26 protein-coding genes are annotated in these 23,205 nt (G+C 58.7%); 13 read left to right on the top strand and 13 right to left on the bottom strand.

Translation table 11 applies throughout. From position 1 onward, the window contains the following. Positions 1-70 precede the first annotated feature (70 nt). Together L6D82_RS17660 and L6D82_RS17655 are read right to left on the bottom strand one after the other, a co-directional pair. Positions 71-241, bottom strand: coding sequence for a hypothetical protein (locus tag L6D82_RS17660; protein WP_007958927.1), 171 nt, complete (start codon positions 239-241; stop codon positions 71-73). A gap of 34 nt (positions 242-275) precedes the next feature. After that, complete coding sequence (locus L6D82_RS17655; RefSeq protein WP_007958929.1) at positions 276-578, bottom strand: DUF1883 domain-containing protein; 303 nt, start codon at positions 576-578, stop codon at positions 276-278. Between the two features lie 211 nt (positions 579-789). Here L6D82_RS17655 and L6D82_RS17650 point away from each other — a divergent pair, with 211 nt between their 5' ends. Both L6D82_RS17650 and L6D82_RS17645 read left to right on the top strand, forming a co-directional pair. Beyond that, entirely contained in the window at positions 790-1,146 is a 357-nt protein-coding gene (locus L6D82_RS17650) for a hypothetical protein (RefSeq protein ID WP_085745535.1), read from the top strand. Between the two features lie 72 nt (positions 1,147-1,218). After that, positions 1,219-1,449 carry a hypothetical protein gene (locus tag L6D82_RS17645; RefSeq protein WP_011334337.1) on the top strand — a complete coding sequence of 77 codons (231 nt, stop codon included), beginning with the start codon at positions 1,219-1,221 and terminating at the stop codon, positions 1,447-1,449. 2 nt (positions 1,450-1,451) lie between these two features. Here the strand turns inward: L6D82_RS17645 and L6D82_RS17640 are convergent, their stop codons facing one another. Then, positions 1,452-1,748 (bottom strand): hypothetical protein, encoded by a 297-nt coding sequence (locus tag L6D82_RS17640; RefSeq protein ID WP_085745536.1) that lies wholly within the window; start codon positions 1,746-1,748, stop codon positions 1,452-1,454. Positions 1,749-1,889: 141 nt separating this feature from the next. Further along, positions 1,890-2,078 carry a hypothetical protein gene (locus L6D82_RS17635; protein WP_096821531.1) on the bottom strand — a complete coding sequence of 63 codons (189 nt, stop codon included), beginning with the start codon at positions 2,076-2,078 and terminating at the stop codon, positions 1,890-1,892. Positions 2,079-2,325: 247 nt separating this feature from the next. Between L6D82_RS17635 and galU the strand changes: the two genes are divergently transcribed. Both galU and gorA read left to right on the top strand, forming a co-directional pair. Further along, positions 2,326-3,165 (top strand): UTP--glucose-1-phosphate uridylyltransferase GalU, encoded by an 840-nt coding sequence (gene galU / locus L6D82_RS17630; RefSeq protein ID WP_007912230.1) that lies wholly within the window; start codon positions 2,326-2,328, stop codon positions 3,163-3,165. 129 nt (positions 3,166-3,294) lie between these two features. Beyond that, entirely contained in the window at positions 3,295-4,653 is a 1,359-nt protein-coding gene (gorA, locus tag L6D82_RS17625) for a glutathione-disulfide reductase (RefSeq protein ID WP_236190661.1), read from the top strand. On the opposite strand, the gene L6D82_RS17620 is transcribed toward gorA, so the two are convergent. Next, positions 4,650-5,654 (bottom strand): DNA-binding protein, encoded by a 1,005-nt coding sequence (locus L6D82_RS17620; RefSeq protein WP_236190659.1) that lies wholly within the window; start codon positions 5,652-5,654, stop codon positions 4,650-4,652. The two genes, gorA and L6D82_RS17620, sit on opposite strands and share 4 nt — an antisense overlap. A 177-nt stretch (positions 5,655-5,831) precedes the next feature. On the opposite strand from L6D82_RS17620, the gene L6D82_RS17615 reads away from it, so the two are divergent. The 3 genes from L6D82_RS17615 to ahpF all read left to right on the top strand — a co-directional run bounded on the left by L6D82_RS17615 (position 5,832) and on the right by ahpF (position 9,163). Continuing rightward, entirely contained in the window at positions 5,832-6,770 is a 939-nt protein-coding gene (locus L6D82_RS17615; protein WP_139832886.1) for a site-specific integrase, read from the top strand. Positions 6,771-6,906: 136 nt separating this feature from the next. Beyond that, on the top strand, positions 6,907-7,470 hold the full coding sequence (ahpC, locus tag L6D82_RS17610; RefSeq protein WP_007958941.1) for an alkyl hydroperoxide reductase subunit C: 564 nt from the start codon (positions 6,907-6,909) through the stop codon (positions 7,468-7,470). 130 nt (positions 7,471-7,600) lie between these two features. Then, positions 7,601-9,163 (top strand): alkyl hydroperoxide reductase subunit F, encoded by a 1,563-nt coding sequence (gene ahpF, locus L6D82_RS17605; protein WP_236190658.1) that lies wholly within the window; start codon positions 7,601-7,603, stop codon positions 9,161-9,163. Positions 9,164-9,246: 83 nt separating this feature from the next. On the opposite strand, the gene gloA is transcribed toward ahpF, so the two are convergent. Next, a complete protein-coding gene (gene gloA / locus L6D82_RS17600; RefSeq protein ID WP_236190656.1) occupies positions 9,247-9,768 on the bottom strand; it encodes a lactoylglutathione lyase in 522 nt (173 codons plus the stop codon). 142 nt (positions 9,769-9,910) lie between these two features. On the opposite strand from gloA, the gene L6D82_RS17595 reads away from it, so the two are divergent. Continuing rightward, positions 9,911-10,429, top strand: coding sequence for a DUF4946 domain-containing protein (locus tag L6D82_RS17595; protein ID WP_102688036.1), 519 nt, complete (start codon positions 9,911-9,913; stop codon positions 10,427-10,429). A gap of 206 nt (positions 10,430-10,635) precedes the next feature. On the opposite strand, the gene L6D82_RS17590 is transcribed toward L6D82_RS17595, so the two are convergent. The 3 genes from L6D82_RS17590 to L6D82_RS17580 all read right to left on the bottom strand — a co-directional run bounded on the left by L6D82_RS17590 (position 10,636) and on the right by L6D82_RS17580 (position 13,750). Next, positions 10,636-11,001, bottom strand: a complete 366-nt coding sequence (locus L6D82_RS17590; RefSeq protein WP_011334329.1) for a histone-like nucleoid-structuring protein, MvaT/MvaU family — start codon at positions 10,999-11,001, stop codon at positions 10,636-10,638. A 234-nt stretch (positions 11,002-11,235) separates the two neighbouring features. Then, a complete protein-coding gene (locus L6D82_RS17585; RefSeq protein WP_102718093.1) occupies positions 11,236-12,771 on the bottom strand; it encodes an EAL domain-containing protein in 1,536 nt (511 codons plus the stop codon). 106 nt (positions 12,772-12,877) lie between these two features. Further along, complete coding sequence (locus tag L6D82_RS17580) at positions 12,878-13,750, bottom strand: LysR family transcriptional regulator (RefSeq protein ID WP_236190654.1); 873 nt, start codon at positions 13,748-13,750, stop codon at positions 12,878-12,880. 76 nt (positions 13,751-13,826) lie between these two features. Here L6D82_RS17580 and L6D82_RS17575 point away from each other — a divergent pair, with 76 nt between their 5' ends. Both L6D82_RS17575 and hppD read left to right on the top strand, forming a co-directional pair. Beyond that, complete coding sequence (locus tag L6D82_RS17575) at positions 13,827-14,774, top strand: DMT family transporter (RefSeq protein WP_236190652.1); 948 nt, start codon at positions 13,827-13,829, stop codon at positions 14,772-14,774. Between the two features lie 246 nt (positions 14,775-15,020). Then, positions 15,021-16,097, top strand: a complete 1,077-nt coding sequence (hppD, locus tag L6D82_RS17570) for a 4-hydroxyphenylpyruvate dioxygenase (RefSeq protein WP_007958955.1) — start codon at positions 15,021-15,023, stop codon at positions 16,095-16,097. A gap of 63 nt (positions 16,098-16,160) precedes the next feature. On the opposite strand, the gene rarD is transcribed toward hppD, so the two are convergent. From rarD to L6D82_RS17555, 3 genes are all read right to left on the bottom strand, one after another. Continuing rightward, positions 16,161-17,042, bottom strand: a complete 882-nt coding sequence (gene rarD / locus L6D82_RS17565; RefSeq protein ID WP_103385188.1) for an EamA family transporter RarD — start codon at positions 17,040-17,042, stop codon at positions 16,161-16,163. A 139-nt stretch (positions 17,043-17,181) separates the two neighbouring features. After that, positions 17,182-18,195: an aldo/keto reductase gene (locus L6D82_RS17560; protein ID WP_102688040.1), complete on the bottom strand. Its 1,014-nt coding sequence runs from the start codon at positions 18,193-18,195 to the stop codon at positions 17,182-17,184. A 69-nt stretch (positions 18,196-18,264) separates the two neighbouring features. Next, positions 18,265-19,164 (bottom strand): LysR family transcriptional regulator, encoded by a 900-nt coding sequence (locus tag L6D82_RS17555; RefSeq protein ID WP_102688041.1) that lies wholly within the window; start codon positions 19,162-19,164, stop codon positions 18,265-18,267. Positions 19,165-19,261: 97 nt separating this feature from the next. On the opposite strand from L6D82_RS17555, the gene L6D82_RS17550 reads away from it, so the two are divergent. Together L6D82_RS17550 and L6D82_RS17545 are read left to right on the top strand one after the other, a co-directional pair. Continuing rightward, positions 19,262-19,624, top strand: coding sequence for a VOC family protein (locus L6D82_RS17550; protein ID WP_102688042.1), 363 nt, complete (start codon positions 19,262-19,264; stop codon positions 19,622-19,624). Between the two features lie 544 nt (positions 19,625-20,168). Further along, a complete protein-coding gene (locus tag L6D82_RS17545) occupies positions 20,169-20,540 on the top strand; it encodes a DUF6124 family protein (protein ID WP_102688043.1) in 372 nt (123 codons plus the stop codon). A gap of 56 nt (positions 20,541-20,596) precedes the next feature. Here L6D82_RS17545 and L6D82_RS17540 read toward each other — a convergent pair whose 3' ends face one another. Then, positions 20,597-21,907, bottom strand: a complete 1,311-nt coding sequence (locus tag L6D82_RS17540; RefSeq protein WP_236190650.1) for an MFS transporter — start codon at positions 21,905-21,907, stop codon at positions 20,597-20,599. Between the two features lie 171 nt (positions 21,908-22,078). Here L6D82_RS17540 and L6D82_RS17535 point away from each other — a divergent pair, with 171 nt between their 5' ends. Then, positions 22,079-23,203 carry a sugar diacid recognition domain-containing protein gene (locus L6D82_RS17535; RefSeq protein WP_102688045.1) on the top strand — a complete coding sequence of 375 codons (1,125 nt, stop codon included), beginning with the start codon at positions 22,079-22,081 and terminating at the stop codon, positions 23,201-23,203. Positions 23,204-23,205: the final 2 nt, after the last annotated feature.

Genomic DNA, 23,205 nt, shown 5'->3' with positions numbered 1-23,205 from the left:
TCAGGTATCAGTCTGGGTCGTCCACCCGGCCGCAACACTCCGCCGCTTGCGGTCGAATTTCGTCCGGGTCTTACAGGGCCTTGCTGACGCTGATGTCGCTGATCACATCGTCGCTCTGGCCGTGCAGAGCATCCAGTGCAGCTTTGGCTTCTTCCGGCGTGCCGTTTTCCAGCTGGGCGAACTCGAAACGGCGCTCACCGTTGAGTTTGTACTTGATCACGTATTTGGTCGTTTGGGCCACGTTGATGCTTACCTGTCTGCGTTGGCGGAACCGCTCAGCTGAGTTTGGAGCTCGAGCGGCGAATGATCTTGATCGAGTGCGTCAAGGTCGGTTTGCGAGTCACGCTGATCGCGCGGCGGTTGACGGTGTCGATGGTGATGTTCCAGAAACCGGTGCTCGGCGCGGTGATACGGGCCGGGAACGTGTCGAAAGCGCCGCCGTGATAGGTGTGACGGCCGCCATTTTTGAAGCTGCGGAAGTTGGCGTCGTTCATCAAGCGGATGTTGCAGGTTTGCGAGCATTGGATGACGACGATGTCGTCTTCGTTGAGGTGCTCGCGCTGGTGAATGAATTTCATGGGCGCCTCCAGAAGGGCTTTTTCTACAAAATCAAAACGATAGCATTGTCGATTGGCGCAGTTTATCAGCCCGGACGGGTTATTATCCGGCCGTCGGGCGCCGCTTTGACAATTAAAAACAGATATTCACGATTTGATGTGGGTTAAATGCAGTGAGCCTCGGAGAAAAACGGCATTCGTGCTGTCGGAGGGTCTTTATTGGAGGTTTTGTATGAAATGGGGTGTGGTGATTCTGCCGTTGGCATTGGCAATGGGTGGTTGCGCAAGCGTTTCGGAAATCAATGAAACGCTGCCAACCATGAACGTCATTTCCGGCAAGAAACCCCATGAATATGCTGAGTGCCTGGCCGAAAAGCTGTCCGACAGCCGGGGTGCCTTGCAGGTCGAGCGACACAAGGATGAGGTTCGGGTCATCGTTCCAGGCAAGCTGGGATCGGGTCCGGCCGCGGTGTTTGACATCGAGGATCGCTCCGGCGGCAGCAGCATCAAGCTGCATGAGCGAATGTCCAATGTGCCGCTGCGCCCCTGGGATGTGCGCAAAGCCGCCACGGCCTGTATTTCCGGCTGATAGACTGTCAGCAGTCAGCATTGATGCCGTCACAGCGTTGCTGTGGCGGCATTGTCATTTCTGGAGAGGTGAATGAAGAGAGAGCAGGTGCGGGAGCGACACAAGGAAGGGCTCATTGCGGCGACCCATGTGATCCAGAACCCGGCGAATCCGGGGGAGTGGATTGTGTTTTTCAAGAAGAGCGCCGGCCGCAGTTACTTCCTGGTCGACGATAACGACGAAGTCGAGTCCTTCAACCGGCTCGACGACCTGATCGAGGTCGTGCGCGGGCTGGGGATCAAGTTCGCCGAAATTCATATGTAAGGCTATTTACACACGACCACCACGCTGCGGTTTTTGTAGTTGCCGACGTCGACGCCCAGTGTCTTGTCGTCTTCCTTGGGCGCCGGTGTGCCGTCGGTCCCGACGATGCGGTAGCCGGTTCCGGCGCAGGACGCGTCAGCCTTTTCATAGCAGGTGGCCCAGGAATTGGCTTCACCGGAACAGTCGATGCTCAACCCTTGTTCGCCGTTGTTCAGGTAGGTGGTCTGCGAGGTAGCGCAACCGGCCAGAGCCACGAGCGCAATCAAGGGCAGGAAGTTGATGCAGGGGCGGTTGATCATGGCGATGTCGTCTTCGAGAGGGAGAGGGCTAGACGCTATGACAGCGCCGACATGAAAAGGTTATAGCGATTGGCCAGTTCTTTGTGCGAAGCCCAAAAAAAAGCCCTGCGCGAAGGCAGGGCCGTGATTTGCAGTCGTCGATCAGTCTTGATCCTTGCCGCGACGCTTCGGTGCAGGAGGCGTGTAATCAAGCACCGCGGCCACTTCAATCGCCATCGCTTCAGTGGGCAACGGACCGGACACATCTTCGCCGTTGGCGGCGGTGATATGCCACTGGCCATCTTTCGCCTTGGCGACGGTGTACCCATTGATGATTTTTGCTGCGGACATCTAGCGGCCTCGTTGGCTGGTTCAAAGGCGTCATGATAACGGTAAATCGGCGAACGGGCGCAGGTCGATGCGGTGTTGCGGCATATTTGGGCTACGCTGAATGCGCAGCCTCCGTGTGCGGATTGAACTATCCGCCAGATTATTTCTCTATGTTGACATCGGTTAGCCAGTGCGGGGCATTGTAAGGTGCACGCCGCCTGATTAGACTGCGCCGAAACTCGTACACACAGCCCTTTCAAGGACTTATATGATCAAGAAATGCTTGTTCCCAGCAGCCGGTTACGGTACTCGCTTCCTCCCAGCGACGAAGGCCATGCCCAAAGAAATGCTGCCGGTGGTAAACAAGCCACTGATCCAGTACGGCGTCGAAGAAGCTCTGGACGCTGGTCTGACTGAAATCTCCATCGTGACCGGCCGTGGCAAGCGCGCCCTGGAAGACCACTTCGACATCAGCTACGAGCTGGAAAACCAGATCAAGGGCACCGACAAGGAAAAATACCTGGTCGGTATCCGCAAGTTGTTGGACGAGTGCTCGTTTTCCTACACCCGTCAGACCGAAATGAAAGGCCTGGGTCACGCGATCCTGACCGGTCGCCCATTGATCGGTGACGAACCGTTCGCTGTGGTGCTGGCGGACGACCTTTGCGTCAACCTCGAAGGCGACGGCGTATTGACCCAGATGGTCAAGCTGTACAAGCAGTTCCGCTGCTCGATCATTGCCATCCAGGAAGTCGATCCGCAGGAAACCAGCAAGTACGGCGTGATCGCTGGCGAAATGATCCGCGACGACATCTATCGCGTACACAGCATGGTCGAGAAGCCAAAGCCGGAAGACGCGCCGTCGAACCTGGCGATCATCGGCCGCTACATCCTGACCCCGGACATCTTCGACCTGATCGAACAGACCGAGCCAGGCAAGGGCGGTGAAATCCAGATCACAGACGCCCTGATGAAACAAGCCCAGAACGGCTGCGTAATGGCCTACAAGTTCAAGGGCAAGCGTTTCGACTGCGGTGGTGCTGAAGGCTACATCGAAGCAACCAACTTCTGCTTCGAGAACTTCTACAAGACTGGCAAGGCTTACTGATAAAGCCTGATCTGCCTGTACGAAAAAGCCACCTTCGGGTGGCTTTTTCATTTTCCGCCCCTATATCGGCAGGAGTGCTTGCCCAACGGACGACGGCGGGTATGCTGATCGCCTGCCGAGGAGATAGAAATGCCCTACGATTTTGACCTTTATGTGATTGGCGCCGGTTCGGGCGGTGTGCGGGCTGCGCGTTTTGCTGCCGGGTATGGTGCGAAAGTGGCGGTGGCCGAGAGCCGTTATCTGGGTGGTACTTGCGTCAACGTCGGTTGCGTACCGAAAAAACTGTTGGTGTACGGCGCCCACTTTGCCGAAGACTTCGAACAGTCCTCGGGTTTTGGCTGGAGCCTGGGCGAGGCGGATTTCGATTGGGCCACGCTGATTGCCAACAAGGATCGCGAGATCAATCGCCTGAACGGCATTTATCGCAATCTGCTGGTTAATAGCGGTGTGACGCTGCATGAAGCCCACGCGAAAATCGTTGGTCCGCACGAAGTTGAGGTCAACGGCGAGCGCTACACCGCGAAGAATATTCTGATCGCCACCGGTGGCTGGCCGCAGATCCCGGAGATTCCGGGGCATGAGCATGCGATCAGCTCGAACCAGGCGTTCTTCCTCAAAGAACTGCCCAAGCGTGTACTGGTCGTCGGTGGTGGTTACATTGCCGTCGAATTTGCCGGGATTTTCCATGGGTTGGGCGCCAACACGACGTTGTTGTATCGCGGGGATCTGTTCCTCCGTGGTTTCGACGGTTCGGTGCGTAACCATTTGAAAGAAGAGCTCACCAAACGCGGGATGGATCTGCAATTCAATGCCGACATTGCCCGTATCGACAAGCAGTCGGATGGCAGCCTGAAAGCGACCCTCAAGGATGGTCGCGTGCTGGAAGCGGATTGTGTGTTCTACGCCACCGGTCGGCGTCCGATGCTGGACAACCTGGGGCTCGAAAATACCGACGTGCAGCTCGACGACAAAGGCTTCATCAAAGTCGACGAGGAATATCAAACCACCGAGCCGTCGATTCTGGCGCTGGGCGATGTCATCGGTCGTGTGCAGTTGACGCCGGTGGCGCTGGCTGAAGGCATGGCGGTGGCGCGACGTCTGTTCAAGCCTGAGCAATACCGCCCGGTGGATTACAAGATGATCCCGACAGCAGTGTTCAGCCTGCCGAACATCGGCACCGTCGGCCTGACCGAAGAAGAGGCGCGGGAAGCGGGTCATGACGTCGTGATCTACGAAAGCCGCTTCCGGCCGATGAAGCTGACCCTGACTGACTGCCAGGAGCGCACGCTGATGAAGCTGGTGGTCGATGGCAAGTCCGACAAGGTGCTGGGCTGTCACATGGTCGGGCCGGATGCTGGCGAGATCGTACAAGGTCTGGCAATCGCGTTGAAGGCTGGCGCCACCAAGCGTGATTTCGACGACACCATCGGGGTGCACCCGACGGCGGCCGAAGAATTTGTCACCATGCGTACGCCGGTCGGCGCTTAAGTCTTTTTCGGTTCTGCTGCGTCTGGCGCTGCCGCAGCGGTGGTGGCCAGGCGCAGGCTGTCTTGCGCCTTGGTCAATTCCTTTTCCAGTGACTGATTGAGCTGCGACTGTTCGTCGACGTTTTGCTTGAGCGTCTGGCTTTCCAGCAACGCCACGCGCAGGCGTTCCTGGAGGAGGGTGCGTTCACTGTCGACGCGGGACGCTTGCTCCAGCAATTGATCCTGACGCTGATTGCTGTGCTTGAGCTGATCCTGCACCAAGCTCAGTTCACGCACGGTGCCGCGATTTTCGGTCAGCAGGCGCTCGTTGTCGCGGTGCAGCTGGGTGATCTCGTCCTGACGTACCAGCGCACTTTGTTGCGCCTGACGCAACTCCATCTGCAACTGCTGCACCTGGCTTTCGTGACGGCTTTGCTCCTGCTCGCGCTGTTCCTTGATGGCGTTGCGGTAGTGTTCAAGCGCATCGCGGGCGTGCAGGTGTTTCTCTTCCAGCGAGCGGATCTGCTCATCCTTGTCCTGCAAGCGCAATTCAAAATCGGCCAGCGCCTGATTCAGTCCGGCATTGCGAGTCTGCTCGGTCTGCAGCATCGAGCGTGTATCGCTCAAGGCTTCGGATTCCTTGGCCAGCGCGGCGGCCTGGATGTCGTGCTTCTTCTCCAGTTGCGCGTGATCCTGACGAAGCTGATTCAGCTCGTCCTCCAGTGCCTGACGCTGTTGCTCGTACTGCTCGCGCGCCTGATCAATCGGCTCCTGCGCCTGTTCTTTCAGGCGTTGGGCAAGGCGCGTGACGAGTGCCAGCAGCTCGTCATCGATGGGTTCTGCTGAAGGATCGGCCGGTTCGCTGCCGTCATCCAGCTCCTTCAGGTAGCGATGAATCGTGGTTTTGGAACCCGTATTACCCAGCTCGATGCGTACTGCGTCGATGCTGGGGTGTTCGCCACGGGCGAGGATCGCTGCGCGCGCGATCTGAACTACTGCTTTGTTAACGCCGCCACGGGCCATATCTGCTCCTACCATTTCGTACTGTGGTACATGCCACTAAAGTACACAGTGTACCATGTTGAAAATAAAGTGAAACAAGCACCGATAAACAGGCGGGATATACTGGTATTACCCCATGTGAAACCCCTAAAATCGGTTTCCGCACAAACCCTCAGTACGCCACGAGAAAATCAGCCCATGAGCGATATCGATCGCTACCTGCAAGCCGCCACCCGTGACAACACCCGCCGCAGCTATCGTGCGGCCGTCGAGCATTTCGAAACGGTATGGGGTGGGTTCCTGCCCGCGACAGCGGACAGCATCGCGCGGTATCTGGTGGCGCATGCGGGCGTGTTGTCGGTCAACACGCTGAAGTTGCGTCTGTCGGCGCTGGCGCAGTGGCACAACAGTCAGGGCTTCGCCGATCCCACCAAGTCGCCGGTGGTGCGCAAAGTGTTCAAGGGCATTCGCGCCCTGCATCCCGCCCAGGAGAAGCAGGCCGAGCCATTGCAACTGCGGGATCTTGAGCAGACCGTCGCCTGGCTTGAGCAGGAGATGAAAGACGCCCGGGAAAAACAGGATCGACCGTTGCTGCTGCGGGCCTGCCGTGATCGAGCATTGATCCTGCTGGGCTTCTGGCGTGGCTTTCGCAGCGATGAATTGTGTCGTGTGCAGATCGAGCATGTGCAGGCGCACGCCGGCAGCGGCATCACCCTGTACCTGCCCCGCAGCAAGGGTGATCGGGAAAACCTCGGCCAGACCTATCAGGCCCCGGCGTTGCTCAAGCTATGCCCGGTGCAGGCTTATATCGAATGGATCACGGAGGCAGCACTGGTACGAGGCCCGGTGTTCCGCGCCGTCGACCGCTGGGGCAATCTGAGCGAGGAGGGCTTGCACGCCAACAGCGTGATTCCGTTGCTGCGCCAGGCCCTAGAGCGCGCCGGGATCTCCGCCGAGCGCTACACCAGCCATTCCCTGCGACGCGGCTTCGCAACATGGGCCCACCAAAGCGGCTGGGATCTCAAATCGTTGATGAGTTACGTGGGCTGGAAGGATATGAAGTCCGCCATGCGCTATGTTGAAGCGAGCCCCTTTCACGGGATGGCCCGGATTACGGATAAGCCGCTGTCGCCGTAGATATCGTTTTCTTCTATTAATACAGTCCGCTAATAGCGAAAACAAATCAGCAGCATCAGGTTTGCCAATGAGCCATCCGTCGAGTGACTGGGTAGGATTCACCCATCGAATTCACAACCCTGACGGAGAGTCATCAATGCCTATCATCAACAGCCAAGTAAAACCGTTCAAAGCTACCGCGTTCAAAAACGGCGACTTCGTACAAGTCTCGGACGCTGACCTGAAAGGCAAATGGTCCGTAGTGTTCTTCTACCCGGCCGACTTCACTTTCGTTTGCCCAACCGAGCTCGAAGACCTGGCTGACAACTACGCCGCCTTCCAGAAACTGGGCGTAGAGATCTACAGCGTTTCGACCGACACCCACTTTGCCCACGCTGCCTGGCACAACACTTCGCCAGCCATCGGCAAAATCCAATACACCATGATCGGCGACCCGACTCAGGTCATCTCCCGCAACTTCGACGTGCTGATCGAAGAAGCTGGTCTGGCTGACCGTGGCACCTTCGTGATCAACCCTGAAGGCCAAATCAAAATCGTTGAACTGAACGATGGCGGCGTTGGCCGTGACGCTTCCGAGCTGCTGCGCAAAATCAAGGCTGCTCAGTACGTCGCTGCTCACCCAGGCGAAGTTTGCCCGGCCAAGTGGAAAGAAGGCGAGGCCACTCTGGCTCCGTCCCTGGACCTGGTCGGCAAGATCTAAGTCTGTGACACACGCAATGCAGGGCGGGATTCCGCACCTACTTAAGTAAGCTGCACCGCCCAATAGAAAAGCCCGGGCGAGATTCGCTCGGGCTTTTTTTCGCCTCAAATAAAGTCAGGAGATCGCCCGTATGTTGGACGCCAATCTTAAAGCCCAGTTGAAATCGTACCTGGAACGGGTCACCCAGCCGATCGAGATCGTTGCTTCACTCGACGACGGTGCGAAATCCCGTGAAATGCTCGATCTGCTGAAAGACGTTGCCAGTCTTTCGCACCAAATTACCTTGATCGACAGCGGCGACGATGCACGCAAGCCGTCGTTCTCGATCAACCGCCCGGGTGCCGATATCAGCCTGCGTTTCGCCGGTATCCCGATGGGCCATGAATTCACTTCGTTGGTGCTGGCCCTGCTGCAAGTCGGCGGCCACCCTTCGAAGGCCAGTGTCGAAGTGATCGAACAGATCCGCTCGCTCAAGGGCGACTTCAACTTCGAGACTTACTTCTCGCTGTCCTGCCAGAACTGCCCGGACGTCGTTCAGGCGCTGAACCTGATGGCCGTGCTGAACCCGAACATCCGCCACGTCGCCATCGACGGCGCGCTGTTCCAGGACGAAGTCAATGATCGCAAGATCATGGCCGTGCCGAGCATCTACCTCAACGGCGAAAACTTCGGCCAGGGCCGCATGGGCCTGGAAGAAATCCTCGCCAAACTCGACACCGGCGCCATCGAGCGTCAGGCCGAGAAAATCAGCGCCAAAGAGTCTTTTGATGTGCTGGTAGTCGGCGGTGGCCCGGCGGGTGCTTCCGCGGCGATCTACGCCGCACGTAAAGGCATTCGCACCGGTGTTGCAGCCGAGCGCTTCGGCGGTCAGGTGCTGGACACCATGGCCATCGAGAACTTCATTTCCGTGCAGGAAACCGAAGGCCCGAAACTGGCGACCGCGCTGGAAGAACACGTCAAGCAGTACGACGTCGACATCATGAACCTGCAACGCGCCGACAAGCTGATCCCCGGCAAGAATGGCGAGCTGCATGAAGTCCGCTTTGCCAGCGGCGCGACCCTCAAGGCCAAGAGCGTGATTCTGGCGACCGGTGCACGGTGGCGTGAAATGAACGTGCCGGGCGAGCAGGAGTACCGCAACAAAGGCGTGGCGTACTGCCCGCACTGCGACGGCCCGCTGTTCAAAGGCAAGCGTGTGGCGGTGATTGGCGGCGGTAACTCCGGCGTCGAAGCGGCCATCGACCTGGCGGGTATCGTCTCCCACGTGACCCTGCTGGAGTTCGACGTTCAGCTGCGCGCCGACGCCGTATTGCAACGCAAGCTGCACAGCCTGCCGAACGTCACCGTGATCACCAGTGCGTTGACCACTGAAGTCACCGGCGACGGCCAGAAGGTCAACGGCCTGCGCTACAAGGATCGCAATACTGACGAGCTGCACACGGTCGAGCTGGAAGGGATCTTCGTGCAGATCGGTCTGCTGCCTAACACTGATTGGCTCAAAGGCACCATCGAGCTGTCGCCGCGCGGCGAGATCATCGTCGACAACCGCGGTGAAACCTCGATACCCGGCATCTTCGCTGCCGGTGACGTGACCACCGTGCCGTACAAGCAGATCGTGATTGCAGTGGGCGAGGGCGCCAAGGCTTCTCTCAGCGCTTTCGATCACCTGATCCGCACTTCGGCTCCGGCGTAAATCCCGGGCCTGAAAAAGAAAACCCCCATCAGTGATGATGGGGGTTTTTCTTTGCGGGGGGTGCTTTCTAGCCAGGTTCAGCTCTACAGCGGTGCCGGCTGGATGATCTCGACCCAGTAGCCATCCGGATCCTTGATGAACGCCAGACTCTTCATGCGGCCATCGGTCAGGCGCTTCTGGAAGTCGCAGCCCAGTTCTTCAAAGCGTGCGCAGGCAGCGACGATGTCCGGTACCGAGATGCAGATGTGGCCGAAGCCACGCGGGTCATTGTTGCCGTTGTGGTAGGCAAAGTCCGCGTCGTTTTCGGTGCCGTGGTTGTGGGTCAGTTCCAGGATGCCGGGAATCGACTTCATCCACTCGGTGCGAGCAGCGGCGTCGGCCGGGATCTGCGATTTGTCGACCAAAGCGAGGAAGTACAGGCTGAATTCAGCTTCCGGAAAATCACGCTTCTCTACCAGCGAGAAACCCAATACACGGGTGTAGAAGTCCAGCGACTTGGTGATGTCTTTGACGCGCAGCATGGTGTGGTTGAACACGAAGTTGCGGGTTGCGCTGTCCGGGGTGGCGGTGACGCCAGGGAAGGTGTTCAGTTCTTGCAGGCTCATGGGCCCTCCGTAACAAATTGGGGCGAGTGAATGGGCGCAATGATACGCATGCCTGGCAGCATCGCCAAACCGAAAGCGCGGGCTTGCCCTGTGAGCGGGCGGGCCTCAGACTTTACAGCTCAATCCGCGAGTGCCTCTGGTAATGATCCGACCGTTCAAATCGCTGTTCGTTTTCCTGGGTTTTTCCCTGCTTGCTCTGCCTGCCTTTGCCGAGGCGCCGAGCATCACCTGGCCGGCTGGCTGGGAAGTCGAGGCGCTGCCCGAAACCTCCCCTGAAGTCTCCCGTCAGCGCGCGGTAAAGACTGACGCCGATGGCAATCAGGTGATGGTGATGGAGTTGACGATGACCCACGTGGAAAGCGGCCATCAGGTCAACTTGCAGGGCGTGTTGCTGGAGATGCGCAAGTCGGTTCAGAAAGACTTTTTCCAGAGCGGTTATCAGAGTGTCTGCAACAAGGTTCACGCGAGTACGCTGGGCTCGCTGACCGCGCTTGAAACCACTTGTACGGTGACTGAAAACGGCCGCCACGTGTTGTCGCAAACATTGGTTGCAGCGGTCGAAGCGGATAAGGCTTACGTACTTTCGTATGCAGGGCAGGCAGAGGTTTATAAGGCGAGCGGCGACGACATAGTCGCTGCGCGAAACAGCTTGAAATTCTAGTCGTCTGTTCGTGGCCGGTCTGGTGTTAGATACCGGAACTGATTAAACATAAAGTTAACTCCGGCTAACGGGGCAACATTCGGAAGCATAGTTTCAGTGCGAGAGCGGTTTGAGACTCAACTTTCCCGCCAGAAAAATCGTTGTATTTGTTAAATATTGTCCAAAAAAAAGCCCTGCATATGCAGGGCTTTCATGTTTGCGAGGGATTAACCGCGCAACCAGGAATCAACGGTAGCTGCACCGTATTGTTCCTTCCAGGCCTTCAGGCCGCGATGGTTGCCACCCTTGGTCTCGATCAGCTCGCCGGTGTGCGGGTTCTGATAGACCTTGACCACGCGAGCGCGGCGGGTTTTAGGTGCGGCGGTCGATTGCAGACCGGATTTCGCCGGGTTCGGATCGAGAATGGCGATGATGTCTTTCAGGCCTTTGCCGTAGGTTTTCATCAGCCCCTGGAGCTTTTCTTCGAATTCGATTTCTTTCTTGAGCCCGGCATCGTTCTTCAGCGATTCCAGCTGCTTGAGCTGTTCCTGAAGGGCCTTTTCAGCTGCACGAAATTCAGCGAGTCTGGACAATATCTTTACTCCAATAGTGTGTTTGGCTGATACCAACCGCAAACAAAGCTATAAGCCAAGAGCCTTGAAGCGACTCGGTGATAATGGCTCACCTGCCCATCTTGCAACAGGTAAGAAAAATTGTAGTAGTTAATGCGACAAGAGTAAATCCTGACTTTTTCTTCATGTAACAACAACGCTGTTTTGTATCAATTTGGTGCGCGCTGTCGGCGAGTCTGGATTTATCCCGCCAAGTTAATGATGAGTTAATGCTTCGATGAAGTCTGCAGCCGGCATCGGTTTGCCGAAAAGGTAACCTTGCAGAAAGTTGACATGGTGAGCGGCCAGATAATCACACTGGGCTTGCGTCTCCACACCTTCGGCCACGATGCCCAGATCCAGTTTGGTAGAAAGCTCGATGATGGTGTCCAGAATGTGCCGCGACAGGGCATCTTTATCGATCATGGCCACGAATGTCTGATCGATCTTGAGGAAGTCGACATTGAAGGTCCTCAAATAGCCGAGGCTTGAATGACCGGTGCCAAAGTCGTCAATCGCGATCTTCACGCCCATTGCGCGCAGTTGCGCGAACAGTTGATGGGTGATGTCGGACGGCTCGATCAGCTCGCGTTCGGTCAGCTCCAGTACCAGGCTGATGCTGCCAGGCTGGAACGCTGACAAAAATTCACGGCAATCTTCAACCAGCTCCAGATCGTGGCAGTGGCTGGCGGTGATGTTGATGCCGATGTGGAAGGGCGCGGTAAAGGTCGATGACAGCGGCCCCAGCACAACAGCCGTTTGTTGCATCAAGGCGCGGGTCATCGGCACGATCAACCCTGAGTGTTCGGCAAAGGGAATGAACAGGTCCGGACGCACCAGCCCCTCCTTGGGATGTTTCCAGCGCATCAGCACTTCCGCGCCCGACCAGCGTTTGCTGTCGCCGTGCACCACCGGTTGAAAATAGGGAATGAATTCACCTGCTTCCAATGCCCGAAGCATTTCATGGCTGGGCGAGGTGGAGCGCTTCTGAACGATGTAGCCGATCGCTCCTGATACGGCGCCGAAGAACATCAGCAGACTGAACAGCGGCGGATACTCGTCTTTCATGTAGCGCCAGGTTTCGCCTTCCGGAAAAGCCGCTGTCACCGAGAATGCATAGTGTGATGAGTGCAAGGTACTTTGCGCCACGGGCAACGCGGGCAGGGCGCCCTGATGCACTTTGCCGTCGGCGGAGAGCCAGTTGTTGCCGACTTGCAGCAACAACAACGTGTGCCGGCCGATCAGGCGCAGGATGTTGCTCAGGTGATAGCCGTCCAGCGTGGTCAGTGCGCCGCCGCGACCCTCGCTCAGGCGATACACCAGCAGCGCGGTGTTTGGCGTCACCGGGTTGCCGTTCATGAGCCACAACTTGCCTTGGGCGTAGTCGCCGGGATTCACGACTTCCTTGAAGTCGCCGAACAGCGAACTGCAATAGAGGTTGTCGTCCCACACCAGATTGGTCGAGCGCACAAACGGACGGCGAGTGACTTGTTCGCGCAACGCCAGTTTGACGGTCTCGCAGGTCTGGCCGGCCAGCGGCAGCAACTCCCGGGCGGCCTGGGCAGTGTTGTCGAGCATCAGTTCGAACTGCCGCAGGGCTTCATCGGCGGTGTGTTGCGAACTCTGCTGAAGGGCGCGTCCGGCCTGCATATAAAGAATCACGCTGCCGAGTACGATCGGCAGCAAGCCGCACAGCAATGTCACGATAATCCGGGTGCTGCGCTTGCGGCGGGGCCTGACGGTCAGTGGCATGGGCGCATCCTGTCGCGGTGGAGTGGGGCTCTTGATGGCAGGCGAAGCGTGCGCGCAAAGCCCGAGGTCTGAGCCCATGATAGATGGCCAATGACACCTGCGCCGCTCAACGATAATCCAGCCGGGTTGCCAGCTGAATGAATGCCAGCGTGGCAGGCGATGCCTGGCGCTGATCCAGCACCGCCAGGCCGACCTGCCGGGTGACTACGGGGGACAGCGGTCGCTTGATGTATCGCGGTTCCGGATCGAAAGGCAACGAACCTTCGGCCACCACAGTCATCGCATCGCCCCGGCCCACGGTGTCGAGCGTGCTGAGCAGCTGCGAACAGCGATAGCGGATGTTGGGGCTCAACCGCGCGGCGTTGAACAGGCGCGAAACCAGTTCCGACGAACCCGCCTCGGTCAGCACAAACGGATCGTTGCACAGGTCTTTAAGACTCACTGAGTCGTGCGCCGCCAGCGGGTGACCGAGCGGAAGAAGGGCGACCATCTGATCTTCAATCAAGGTGAACGTGTCGAAGCGCTCCTCGGGCAGCACCACAAAACCGATATCGATCCGCCGCTCCTCCAACCACTGAATGACCTGCCGATCCGGGCCTTCATCGATGTGCACTTCGATCCCCGGATGCGCCTCGCGATACTGCTGAAGAATCCGCGGCAACAATTTGATCGAAGACGTCGGCCCGAACGAGCCGATGCGCAGCGTGCCGCGTTTCATGCCGCGCGCATCCGCCGCCTCCTGACGCAAGGTGTTCGCCAGCCCAAGCATCGCCCGTGCCCGCAACAGCAGTTGTTCGCCGATGTCGCTCAGTTCCACTTGCGATTGATGCCGGCGCAGCAGCTCGACGCCCAGTTCCTGTTCCAGCGACTTCAATGCATGAGACACCGCTGACTGGGAAATTCCCAGACGATGGGCGGCGAGGGTGAAGCCGTGCAGTTCGGCCACCAGCGAGAAGATTTCGAGTTGGGTCAGGGTCATGAGTAAAGACTCATTTTACGATGATGAGGAATCAATCGAATGATACGTCATCCGTCAGTCTCGTCGTTGGAGCGTTATGAGTTGTCATGAACCTGTTCGTCCGGTCGCCTCGGACATGCCCGTCTATTTGAACCTGGCCTTGGTCACCATGATCTGGGGCGGAACGTGGGTGGCCGGGCGTTTTTTGGCCGGCAGCCTGAGCCCGGTGTTTGCTGCCAGCCTGCGGTTTCTGCTGGCCAGCGTAGCGTTGCTCGGGTTTCTGCGGCTGACGCGGATTGCGTTGGCGCGGCCCACGCCCCGGCAATGGCTGCAACTGACGTTGCTGGGGTTCTTCGGGATTTTCTTCTACAACCTGTGCTTCTTTTACGGGTTGCAATACATCAACGCTTCCCGGGCCTCGTTGATCGTGGCGCTGAACCCGGCAGTCATTGGTCTGGCGTCATGGCTGCTGTTCAAGGAGCGGCTGAACCGGCTCAAGGTTATGGGCATCGCAATCTGCATCGGCGGGGCGGGTGTGGTGATCGTCAGTCGCAACCCGCAGCTGTTGAGCGAAACGCCGGACGCGTGGATTGGCGATCTGCTGATCCTCGGCTGCGTTTTGAGCTGGGGCGTCTATTCGCTGTTCTCTCGCGGCCTGAACCAGAGCATCGGTCCGGTGCAGACCGTGACCTTTTCGATTCTGCTGGGCACCCTGATGTTGTGGGCGCTGGCCCTGAGCCGGGGCGAAGTGGACGTTGCAGCGCTGGCCGCGCTTGGCACACGCCAATGGCTGAGCTTGGCCTATCTGGGCGTACTCGGTTCGGCGCTGGCCTACATCGGTTACTACGATGGCATCCGTAAAATCGGCGCCACACGCTCCGGCGTGTTCATTGCGCTCAACCCGCTGACCGCCGTGCTGGCCGGTGCAATCCTGCTGGGTGAACAGCTGACGCTGGCCATGTGCCTGGGCGGCGTGCTGATTCTGGCGGGCATCTGGCTGTGCAACAAACCCCTTGCACCGGCCGGAAAAAAGCGGATTTTATAGAGAGGGCAGACAACCCTATTTACGCTGTGTAGAATCGGGTTACGCATACAATAATAATCGTCTTCTGGCAGCAGAAGCCTCGCCCGCAAGAGCCTTGGGTCGACAATGAAGATATTCGGGTTTCAACTGATATACGGTGACTTCCTCGCCCGCAGTGTGCGTGGCATCTCCTGTGCGCCACCCACCGGTCTCAGCATTACTGACAAATAACTCTGGTTAATTGATAAGAATGATGAGGCGCCAACCATGGCAGATTTATACGAAAACCCAATGGGCCTGATGGGCTTCGAGTTCATCGAGTTCGCATCGCCGACACCTGGCACCCTGGAGCCGATCTTCGAGATCATGGGCTTCACCAAGGTCGCGACCCACCGTTCCAAGAACGTGCACCTGTATCGTCAGGGCGCGATCAACCTGATCCTCAACAACGAACCCCACAGCGTTGCTTCGTACTTCGCGGCCGAGCACGGCCCGTCCGTTTGCGGCATGGCGTTCCGGGTCAAGGATTCGCAGAAGGCCTACAACCGCGCACTGGAACTCGGCGCCCAGCCGATCCACATCGAAACCGGCCCGATGGAACTGAATCTGCCGGCGATCAAAGGCATTGGCGGTGCGCCACTGTACCTGATCGACCGTTTCGGCGAAGGCAGCTCGATCTATGACATCGACTTCGTGTTCCTCGAAGGCGTTGACCGCAACCCGGTCGGTGCCGGCCTGAAGATCATCGACCACCTGACCCACAACGTGTATCGCGGTCGCATGGCCTACTGGGCGAACTTCTACGAGAAGCTGTTCAACTTCCGCGAAATCCGCTACTTCGACATCAAGGGCGAATACACCGGCCTGACCTCGAAAGCGATGACAGCGCCGGACGGCATGATCCGCATCCCGCTCAATGAAGAATCGTCGAAGGGCGCCGGGCAGATCGAAGAGTTCCTGATGCAGTTCAACGGCGAAGGCATCCAGCACGTGGCGTTCCTCACCGATGACCTGGTCAAGACCTGGGATCAGTTGAAGAAGATCGGCATGCGTTTCATGACCGCGCCGCCGGACACCTACTACGAAATGCTCGAAGGCCGCCTGCCGAACCACGGCGAGCCGGTGGATCAACTGCAATCGCGCGGCATCCTGCTCGACGGTGCGTCGGATAAAGAAGACAAGCGTCTGCTGCTGCAGATCTTCTCGGAAACCCTGATGGGCCCGGTGTTCTTCGAATTCATCCAGCGCAAAGGCGACGATGGTTTCGGCGAAGGCAACTTCAAGGCTCTGTTCGAATCGATCGAGCGTGACCAGGTGCGTCGTGGCGTACTCGCTACCGAGTAATCCGCACCAGATGTAAAAAAGCCCGGCCTGCAGAAATGCAGGCCGGGCTTTTTATTGCGCGTCTTACGGGCGCCGTTGGCGCATCAGATGCTTGAAGCCTTCAAACACCAGCACCACCACGGCGAGCCAGATCGGGATGTAGGTCAGCCATTCTCCGGGCTTGATGCTCTCACCCAGCAGCAGCGCCACGCCGAGCAACAACACTGGCTCTACGTAACTCAACAAACCGAACAGACTGAACGGCAACAAACGGCTGGCGATGATGTACACCACCAGCGCCGATGCACTGATCAGACCGAGCAGCGGTATCAGCCACGTCAGCGCCGGGTACTGATCGAACACGCCGAAACCCTGTTCGCCGCCGCGCACAAACCAGTACGCCACCGGCAGCATCAGGGTCATGTCGACCCACAAACCGCCGAGGTTGTCGGTCTTGAGGTATTTGCGCAGCACGAAGTACAGCGGGTAACCGACGACCACCACCAGCGTCGCCCAGGAAAACCCGCCGACCTGATACAACTCGTTCAACACACCGAGGCTGGCAAAAAACACCGCGACTTTTTGCAGGTATGACAGGTTTTCGCCATAAGCGATGCGTCCGGTCAGGACCATGGACAACGGCAGCAGGAAGTAGCCCAGCGACACATCGAGGCTGTAGCCGTTGAGCGGCGCCCACATGAACAGCCACAACTGCACGCCCAGCAGCGCTGACGAAAGAATCAGGCCGCCGATCAACTTCGGCAGCGCAGGGATCCGGCGCAGCAGCTCCAGCACCCGCCGCCATTCGCCGGAAACCAGCATGAACACGGTCATGCAGGGCACGGTCAGCAACATCCGCCAACCGAAGATCTCCACGCCGCTCAACGGGGTGAGCAACGAGGTGTAGTAATACATGACGGCAAACAGCGTCGATGCTGTCACCGATAAAGCAATGCCTTTAGACAAACTGTCCTCGCGGGGGTGATGGTGAAACGGGGCGCGCAGGATACGTGGTTTTTGTGCTGAATATTGGCCGAGTGATCAATATTTCCAACATTCGACACAGGTCCCGTGAGAGCGGGAACCTGTGTCGAAGCATAGGTGCTTAAGCCTGATGCGATTTACGCCCCGACACAAAATGGCTCACATCATTAAACCCCGGCGTAGAAGCATGCCCCGGCGTCACCAGTGAGTCGATAAACGCTTCATCCTCAGCCGTAATCTTCACCGCCTGCGCCTTGGTGTACGCATCCCATTGTTCCTCGGTGCGCGGCCCGACAATCGCCGACGTCACCGCGCCGTTGTTCAGTACCCAGGCAATTGCGAATTCAACGATCCCGACCCCACGCTCCTGGGTGTATTGCTGAATCTGCTGGGCAATGCGCAACGACTCCACGCGCCATTCGGTTTCCAGAATCCGCTTGTCCTGGCGTCCGGCACGGCTGTTGGCGTCCGGGGTCACGTCCGGTGCGTACTTGCCGCTGAGCACGCCACGGGCCAGCGGGCTGTAAGGCACCACGCCAAGGCCGTAAGTCTGGGCGGCGGTGATCTGCTCGGTTTCGGCCTGACGGTTGACGATGTTGTACAGCGGCTGGCTGATCACCGGGCGATCGACGCCTAGTTTGTCCGCCACGCGAATCACCTCGGCAATCCGCCAGCCGCGATAATTCGACAGGCCCCAATAACGGATTTTGCCCTGGCGAATCAGATCGCCAATCGCCGAAATCGTCACTTCCAGCGGCGTGTTGTGGTCTTCGCGGTGCAGGTAATAGATGTCGAGATAATCGGTGCCGAGCCGGGTCAGGCTGGCTTCCAGACCATTGAAAATGTGCTTGCGGCTCAGGCCGCTGCGATTCGGCACGCCGTCCACCGGGCCGAAACCGACTTTGGTTGCAAGCACCCATTCATGCCGATGACGGGCGATGGCCTCGCCGACGATCTCTTCCGAGCGGCCGTTGGTGTAGACGTCCGCGGTGTCGATGAAGTTGATGCCCTGATCCCAGGCCTTGTCGATGATGCGCAGCGAGTCCTCTGCGCTGGTCTGTTCGCCGAACATCATCGTGCCGAGGGTGAGGGTGGACACCTGCAACCCCGAGTGACCCAGTGTGCGATAGCTCATGCCGAAATCCTTTTGTCGGTGGGAAAGCTTCCATCAAATACCAGAAGCGCCCAGCGCGGCAAAGTGAATTTATCGACGCAATGCCTCGCAACGTTCGCGCAAAAACGCCTGCAAGACTTTGACCCGTTCCGACACCTGCACCCGGTGCGGGCACAGCAGATTGAACGGCACGCTCTCGCCGTGCCAGTCATCGAACAGCGTCACCAGCCGCCCGGCGCGCACGTCTTCGGCCACATCGAGCCAGGCCTTGTAGGCGATGCCGTGCCCGGCGAGCGCCCAGCGGCGAGCGACTTCACCGTCGTCGCTGAGGTAGTCACCGCGTACTTCGACCTCGACGGTTTCGTCTTCGCGATGGAAGCGCCAGGTGTTATAGGGCCGGCCATTACGCAGATAGAGCAGGGCGCTGTGCTCGCTCAATTCGGCAGGGTTTTGCGGTGTGCCGTGGCGCTCCAGATACGCGGGGCTGGCGCAGACCACACGCCGATGCTCAGGCAGAATCGGCAACGCCACCAGCGTCGAATCACTCGGCACGCCGAAGCGCAGCGCCACGTCCACCGTTTCGCGAAACAGATCCGCATGCCGGTCATTGAGCAGCAATTGCAGTTGAATGTGCGGGTGCTCGCGCTTGAAATCGTCCAGCCAAGGCAGCAACACATTGCGCCCGAAGTCCGACGGCGCCGCCAGTTGCAGCACGCCGCTCAAGCCTTCGGTCTGCTGCTTCAGCGCCTGTTCGCCCTCGGCCAGGGTGGCCAGCGCCAGACGCACACTTTCCAGATAACGCCGGCCTTCTTCGGTCAGGCGCATGCTGCGGGTGGACCGGGCAAACAGGCGGATGCCGAGGCGGGTTTCCAGGCGTTTCAGCGCGATGCTGGCGGCGGCCGGCGTCAGCTCCAGCGCCCGGGCGGCGGCGGAGATGCTGCCGGAGTCGGCGGTGCGGACGAAGATTTCCAGATCGAGGATTGAGCTCATTAGTAAAAATCCGTTGAAGATCCTTGGCGTTTTGCGGGATTTTTCCGGGATTGGCAAGCGCAGATACTGAAATCCTGAATAACCGCAGGAGACAGACATGACGTGGACATTTGATCATCTTGCTTTCAACACCGCTGACGGTCAGGCGCTGCAGGACGCTTTTGGTGGGTTGTTGGGATTGACGCCGGGGCGCCGGCCGCCGTTTCCGTTTCCCGGGCGGTGGTTGTATCAGGATGAGGAGGCGTTGGTGCATGTGATTGAGCAGCCGGCGCTGGATGAGGCGGCGTTGAGTCATATTGCGTTTCGTACCGATGAAGACGCAGCCGCGGTTTTGAAGCGGGTGCAGGGCAGTGGGTTGCCGTATCAGGTGGCGCAGGTGCCGGAGGATGGGATCTGGCAGATTTTTGTGCAGATGCCGGGTGGGGTGGTTTTGGAGTTGGATGCGAAATCGGGGGCTTAGAATCAAGGGCTCCCTCACCCCAGCCCTCTCCCGGAGGGAGAGGGAGCCGACGGAGGTGTTCTCACAAGTTACGCCGACGTGAAATACCGAGTCGAACTCCGGTTTTGAAAAACATACACATCGGCTCCCTTTCCCCCTCGCCCCCTTGGGGGAGAGGGCTGGGGTGAGGGGGTAAATTCTCAAGTACACCGCAGTGTTTAAGCCATGCGTTTAAAGGACACGTCCAGACACGCACCCCAGGCTACACAACCTTGCGCCGTTGCCTACGACTAAGCCAGAATCCGCCGGCTTGTGCGCTCAAGGGCCGGGTTTTATCGTTGTCCCGTCGCTGAAAAGAACAGCGATCGGGTTTGGTAGCCCGGGTCTTTAAGTGCAGAGTGCTCCATTTTGTAGAGTCTTTTGTCTCTGTTTTATGGTGGTCATTCGCAGGGCACCTTCGGGTGCGCCGTTTCTCCTAAGGCCCGGTCTACCAACCTGCGTCTGGCCACCACCATCGTTTGGTAGCGAGTGTGGTGGCTCCAATAAGCGCCTTAGGAGTTTCACCATGATCAAACCAACACCCAACCCACCCGAAGCCGACACCACCTCGCCCTACGAATCCCTCGACTCCAAGACCTTCCACGAAGCCGCCGAACGCGCCCTCGACCACTACCTCAATCCGCTGCTCCCCAGAAAACCGCTGCTCAAACCCAACACCCGCTACCTCATCGCCCCCGGCATCGACAGTGAAGAACTGCTGGCCGACGCCTCTGAAACCCTGACCTGCGCCAAAACCATGGCCACCGATTTCGCCGGACTGGTGGACGGCTCGCAGCGGCACGTATTGCTGGGCATTGCCCAACTGATCATGCTGAGTGAACTGGCGGTGAACCGGGCGCTGGATAATCTGGAACTCAAGACTGAAGCACCGCTGTAGCTAGATCCAAAAGAAAAACGGCCCGAAAAGGGCCGTTTCTGTATTTCGACTAAGGCTTAAGCCCGCAACGTCCGCGTCATCCGCAACGCCAGCAGACTCCCGCCAACAATCACCCCCGCCAGCAGATACAACGCCGCATCCGTCGACCCGGTGCTGTCCTTCACCCAACCCACAAGGTAAGGGCTCAGGAACCCGGCCATCTGCCCCATCGAGTTGATCAACGCCAACCCACCCGCCGCAGCACCCGCGCTCAGCATGGCAGTCGGCACCGGCCAGAACATCGGCAGACCGGTCAGCGCGCCCATGGTCGCAATGGTCAGGCCGAGAATCGCAATTGCCGGATTCGCCGCGAAGTTCACCGCGATCAGCAGGCCGACAGCCCCCATCAACATCGGCACCACCAAGTGCCAGCGACGCTCTTTACGCAGGTCTGCCGAGCGACCTACTACCAGCATGAACACGGCGGCCAGCAGGTAAGGAATCGCACTCAACCAGCCAATCACCAGGTTGTCGCTGAAGCCGAGGTTCTTGATGATCGACGGCAGCCAGAAGTTGATCGCGTACACGCCGCTCTGGATGCAGAAGTAGATCAGGCCAAACGCCCAGATGGCCGGGTTCTTGAACACCGCGATCAGCGAATCGGAGGTGGTTTTCGGTTTGTTCGCCAGGTCTTCGGCCTGATCCGCTTCCAGCACCGAACGCTCGTAAGGGGTCAGCCACTTGGCGTTGGCGAAGTTGTCGCTGAGCAGGAAGTAGGCGAGTGCGCCCAAGACCACGGTCGGAATGCCTTGCAGCAGGAACATCCACTGCCAACCGGCGAGGCCACCTTGCCCTGCGGCGAAGTGATTGAGGATCCAGCCGGAAAACGGGCTGCCGAGCAAACCCGAAACAGGGATCGCCGACATGAACAGCGCCATGATCCGGCCACGGCGGAAAGTCGGGAACCACTGCGAGAGATACAGCACAACGCCCGGGAAGAACCCGGCTTCAGCCGCGCCGGTGAACAGGCGCAGGGTATAGAACCCGGTCGGTGTGGTGACGAACAGCAGGCAGGTCGACAGCGTGCCCCAGGTGATCATCATCAGCGCGATCCAGCGCCGTGGGCCGAATTTGGTCAGGGCCAGGTTGCTCGGTACGCCGCACAGCACGTAGCCGATGAAGAAGATACCGGCCCCGAGGCCGTACACGGTTTCGCTGAATTTCAGCGCGTCGAGCATCTGCAGTTTGGCGAATCCAACGTTGACCCGGTCGAGGTAGTTGAACAGGTAGCAGATGAAGATGAAGGGAATCAAACGCAGGGTGATGCGTTTGTAGACGGCGTTTTTATCGTCATCGATGGTCTGGGCGGCAGCGGCGCTCTGCGACATGGCGGCTCTCTCTTTATTATGATTTTTTGCGATGCAAAGGGTAACGTTGATCGCCCTGAGAGTCTCGGCCACCTTTGGCCGGATTGTCTTTGTGCCTGAGCACAGGGTTTGCTGCCAGACCCTGTGCGGGTGAACAACCGTCCGCGCCTGTTTTCAAGGATTCCAGCCCTTATGTTCGAACTCGATCACGACCTCGCCCAGGATATCGTCGACCGGGCCATGGCCATTTTGCCGTACAACGTCAACGTCATGGACAGCCAGGGGCTGATTCTCGGCAGCGGCGAGCCGGAGCGGATCAACACCCGCCACGAGGGCGCGCAACTGGTGCTGGCCAACGGGCGGGTGGTGGAGATTGACGCGCAGACGGCGGTGCATCTGAAAGGCGTGCAGCCGGGGATCAATCTGCCGCTGTTGCTCGATCAGCGTTTGATCGGCGTACTCGGCATCACCGGCGAGCCGGAGCAGCTGCGCACTTACGCCGAACTGGTGCGCATGACCGCTGAAATGCTGGTGGGCCAGCGCAACCAGCAATCCGAACAGCAATGGCGGCGGCAGCGTTGCGATGACTTGCTCGCGCTGCTGTTGAGTGAAGCGGGGGATTCGCCGCGTTTGGTGGATGAAGCCCAGCAACTCGGGCTCAAACCGCAACTGACGCGGGTGCCGTATCTGTTCGAGTTGGGCCTGGAACACGGGCCGGGGCAAACCGTCGAGGCGCTGAGTGCCTGGTTGTTGTCGCGCTACCCCGACAGTTGGTGCGTGAGTTCCGCCAAGTCGTCGCTGCTCTGGTGCCGGCCGGCCAGTCAGAACGTCGAGCATGATCGCCTGCTGGAAAAACTCGATGGTCTGGGCTGGAACATTCTGCGCATCGCAGTGGGCGGGCAGGCCGATGGGCTGGCCGGGTTGCGCCGTTGCTATCGAAGGGTGGGCGACTTGCTCGCCTATGGCCGCGAAGTGCTGCCGCGCTCACGCCTGCTGACCCTCAATCGCTATCGTTTGCCGGTCATGCTCTGGCGTCATCGCAACGATGATGCACTGGATGAACTGCTCAAACCGTTACGCAAGGTCATCGCCAAAGACAGCAACGGCCAGTTGCTCGCGACTTTGCGCAGCTGGTGCGATCACGACGGGCAGAGCCAGTCCTGCGCCGATGCCTTGGGCATTCACCGCAACAGCCTGCGTTACCGGATGGAGCGGATTGCCGAGTTGAGCGGGGTCGATCCGCTGAAACTCGATGGCATGCTGGCGTTGTATCTCGGGGTGCAATTGCTGCCGCAGACTGACGATTTGTCGAAATGAAC

The sequence above is a fragment of the Pseudomonas paraglycinae genome, assembly GCF_021601625.1.
GTDB lineage: Bacteria > Pseudomonadota > Gammaproteobacteria > Pseudomonadales > Pseudomonadaceae > Aquipseudomonas > Aquipseudomonas paraglycinae.
This window is presented reverse-complemented; position numbering and strand designations above follow the sequence as displayed.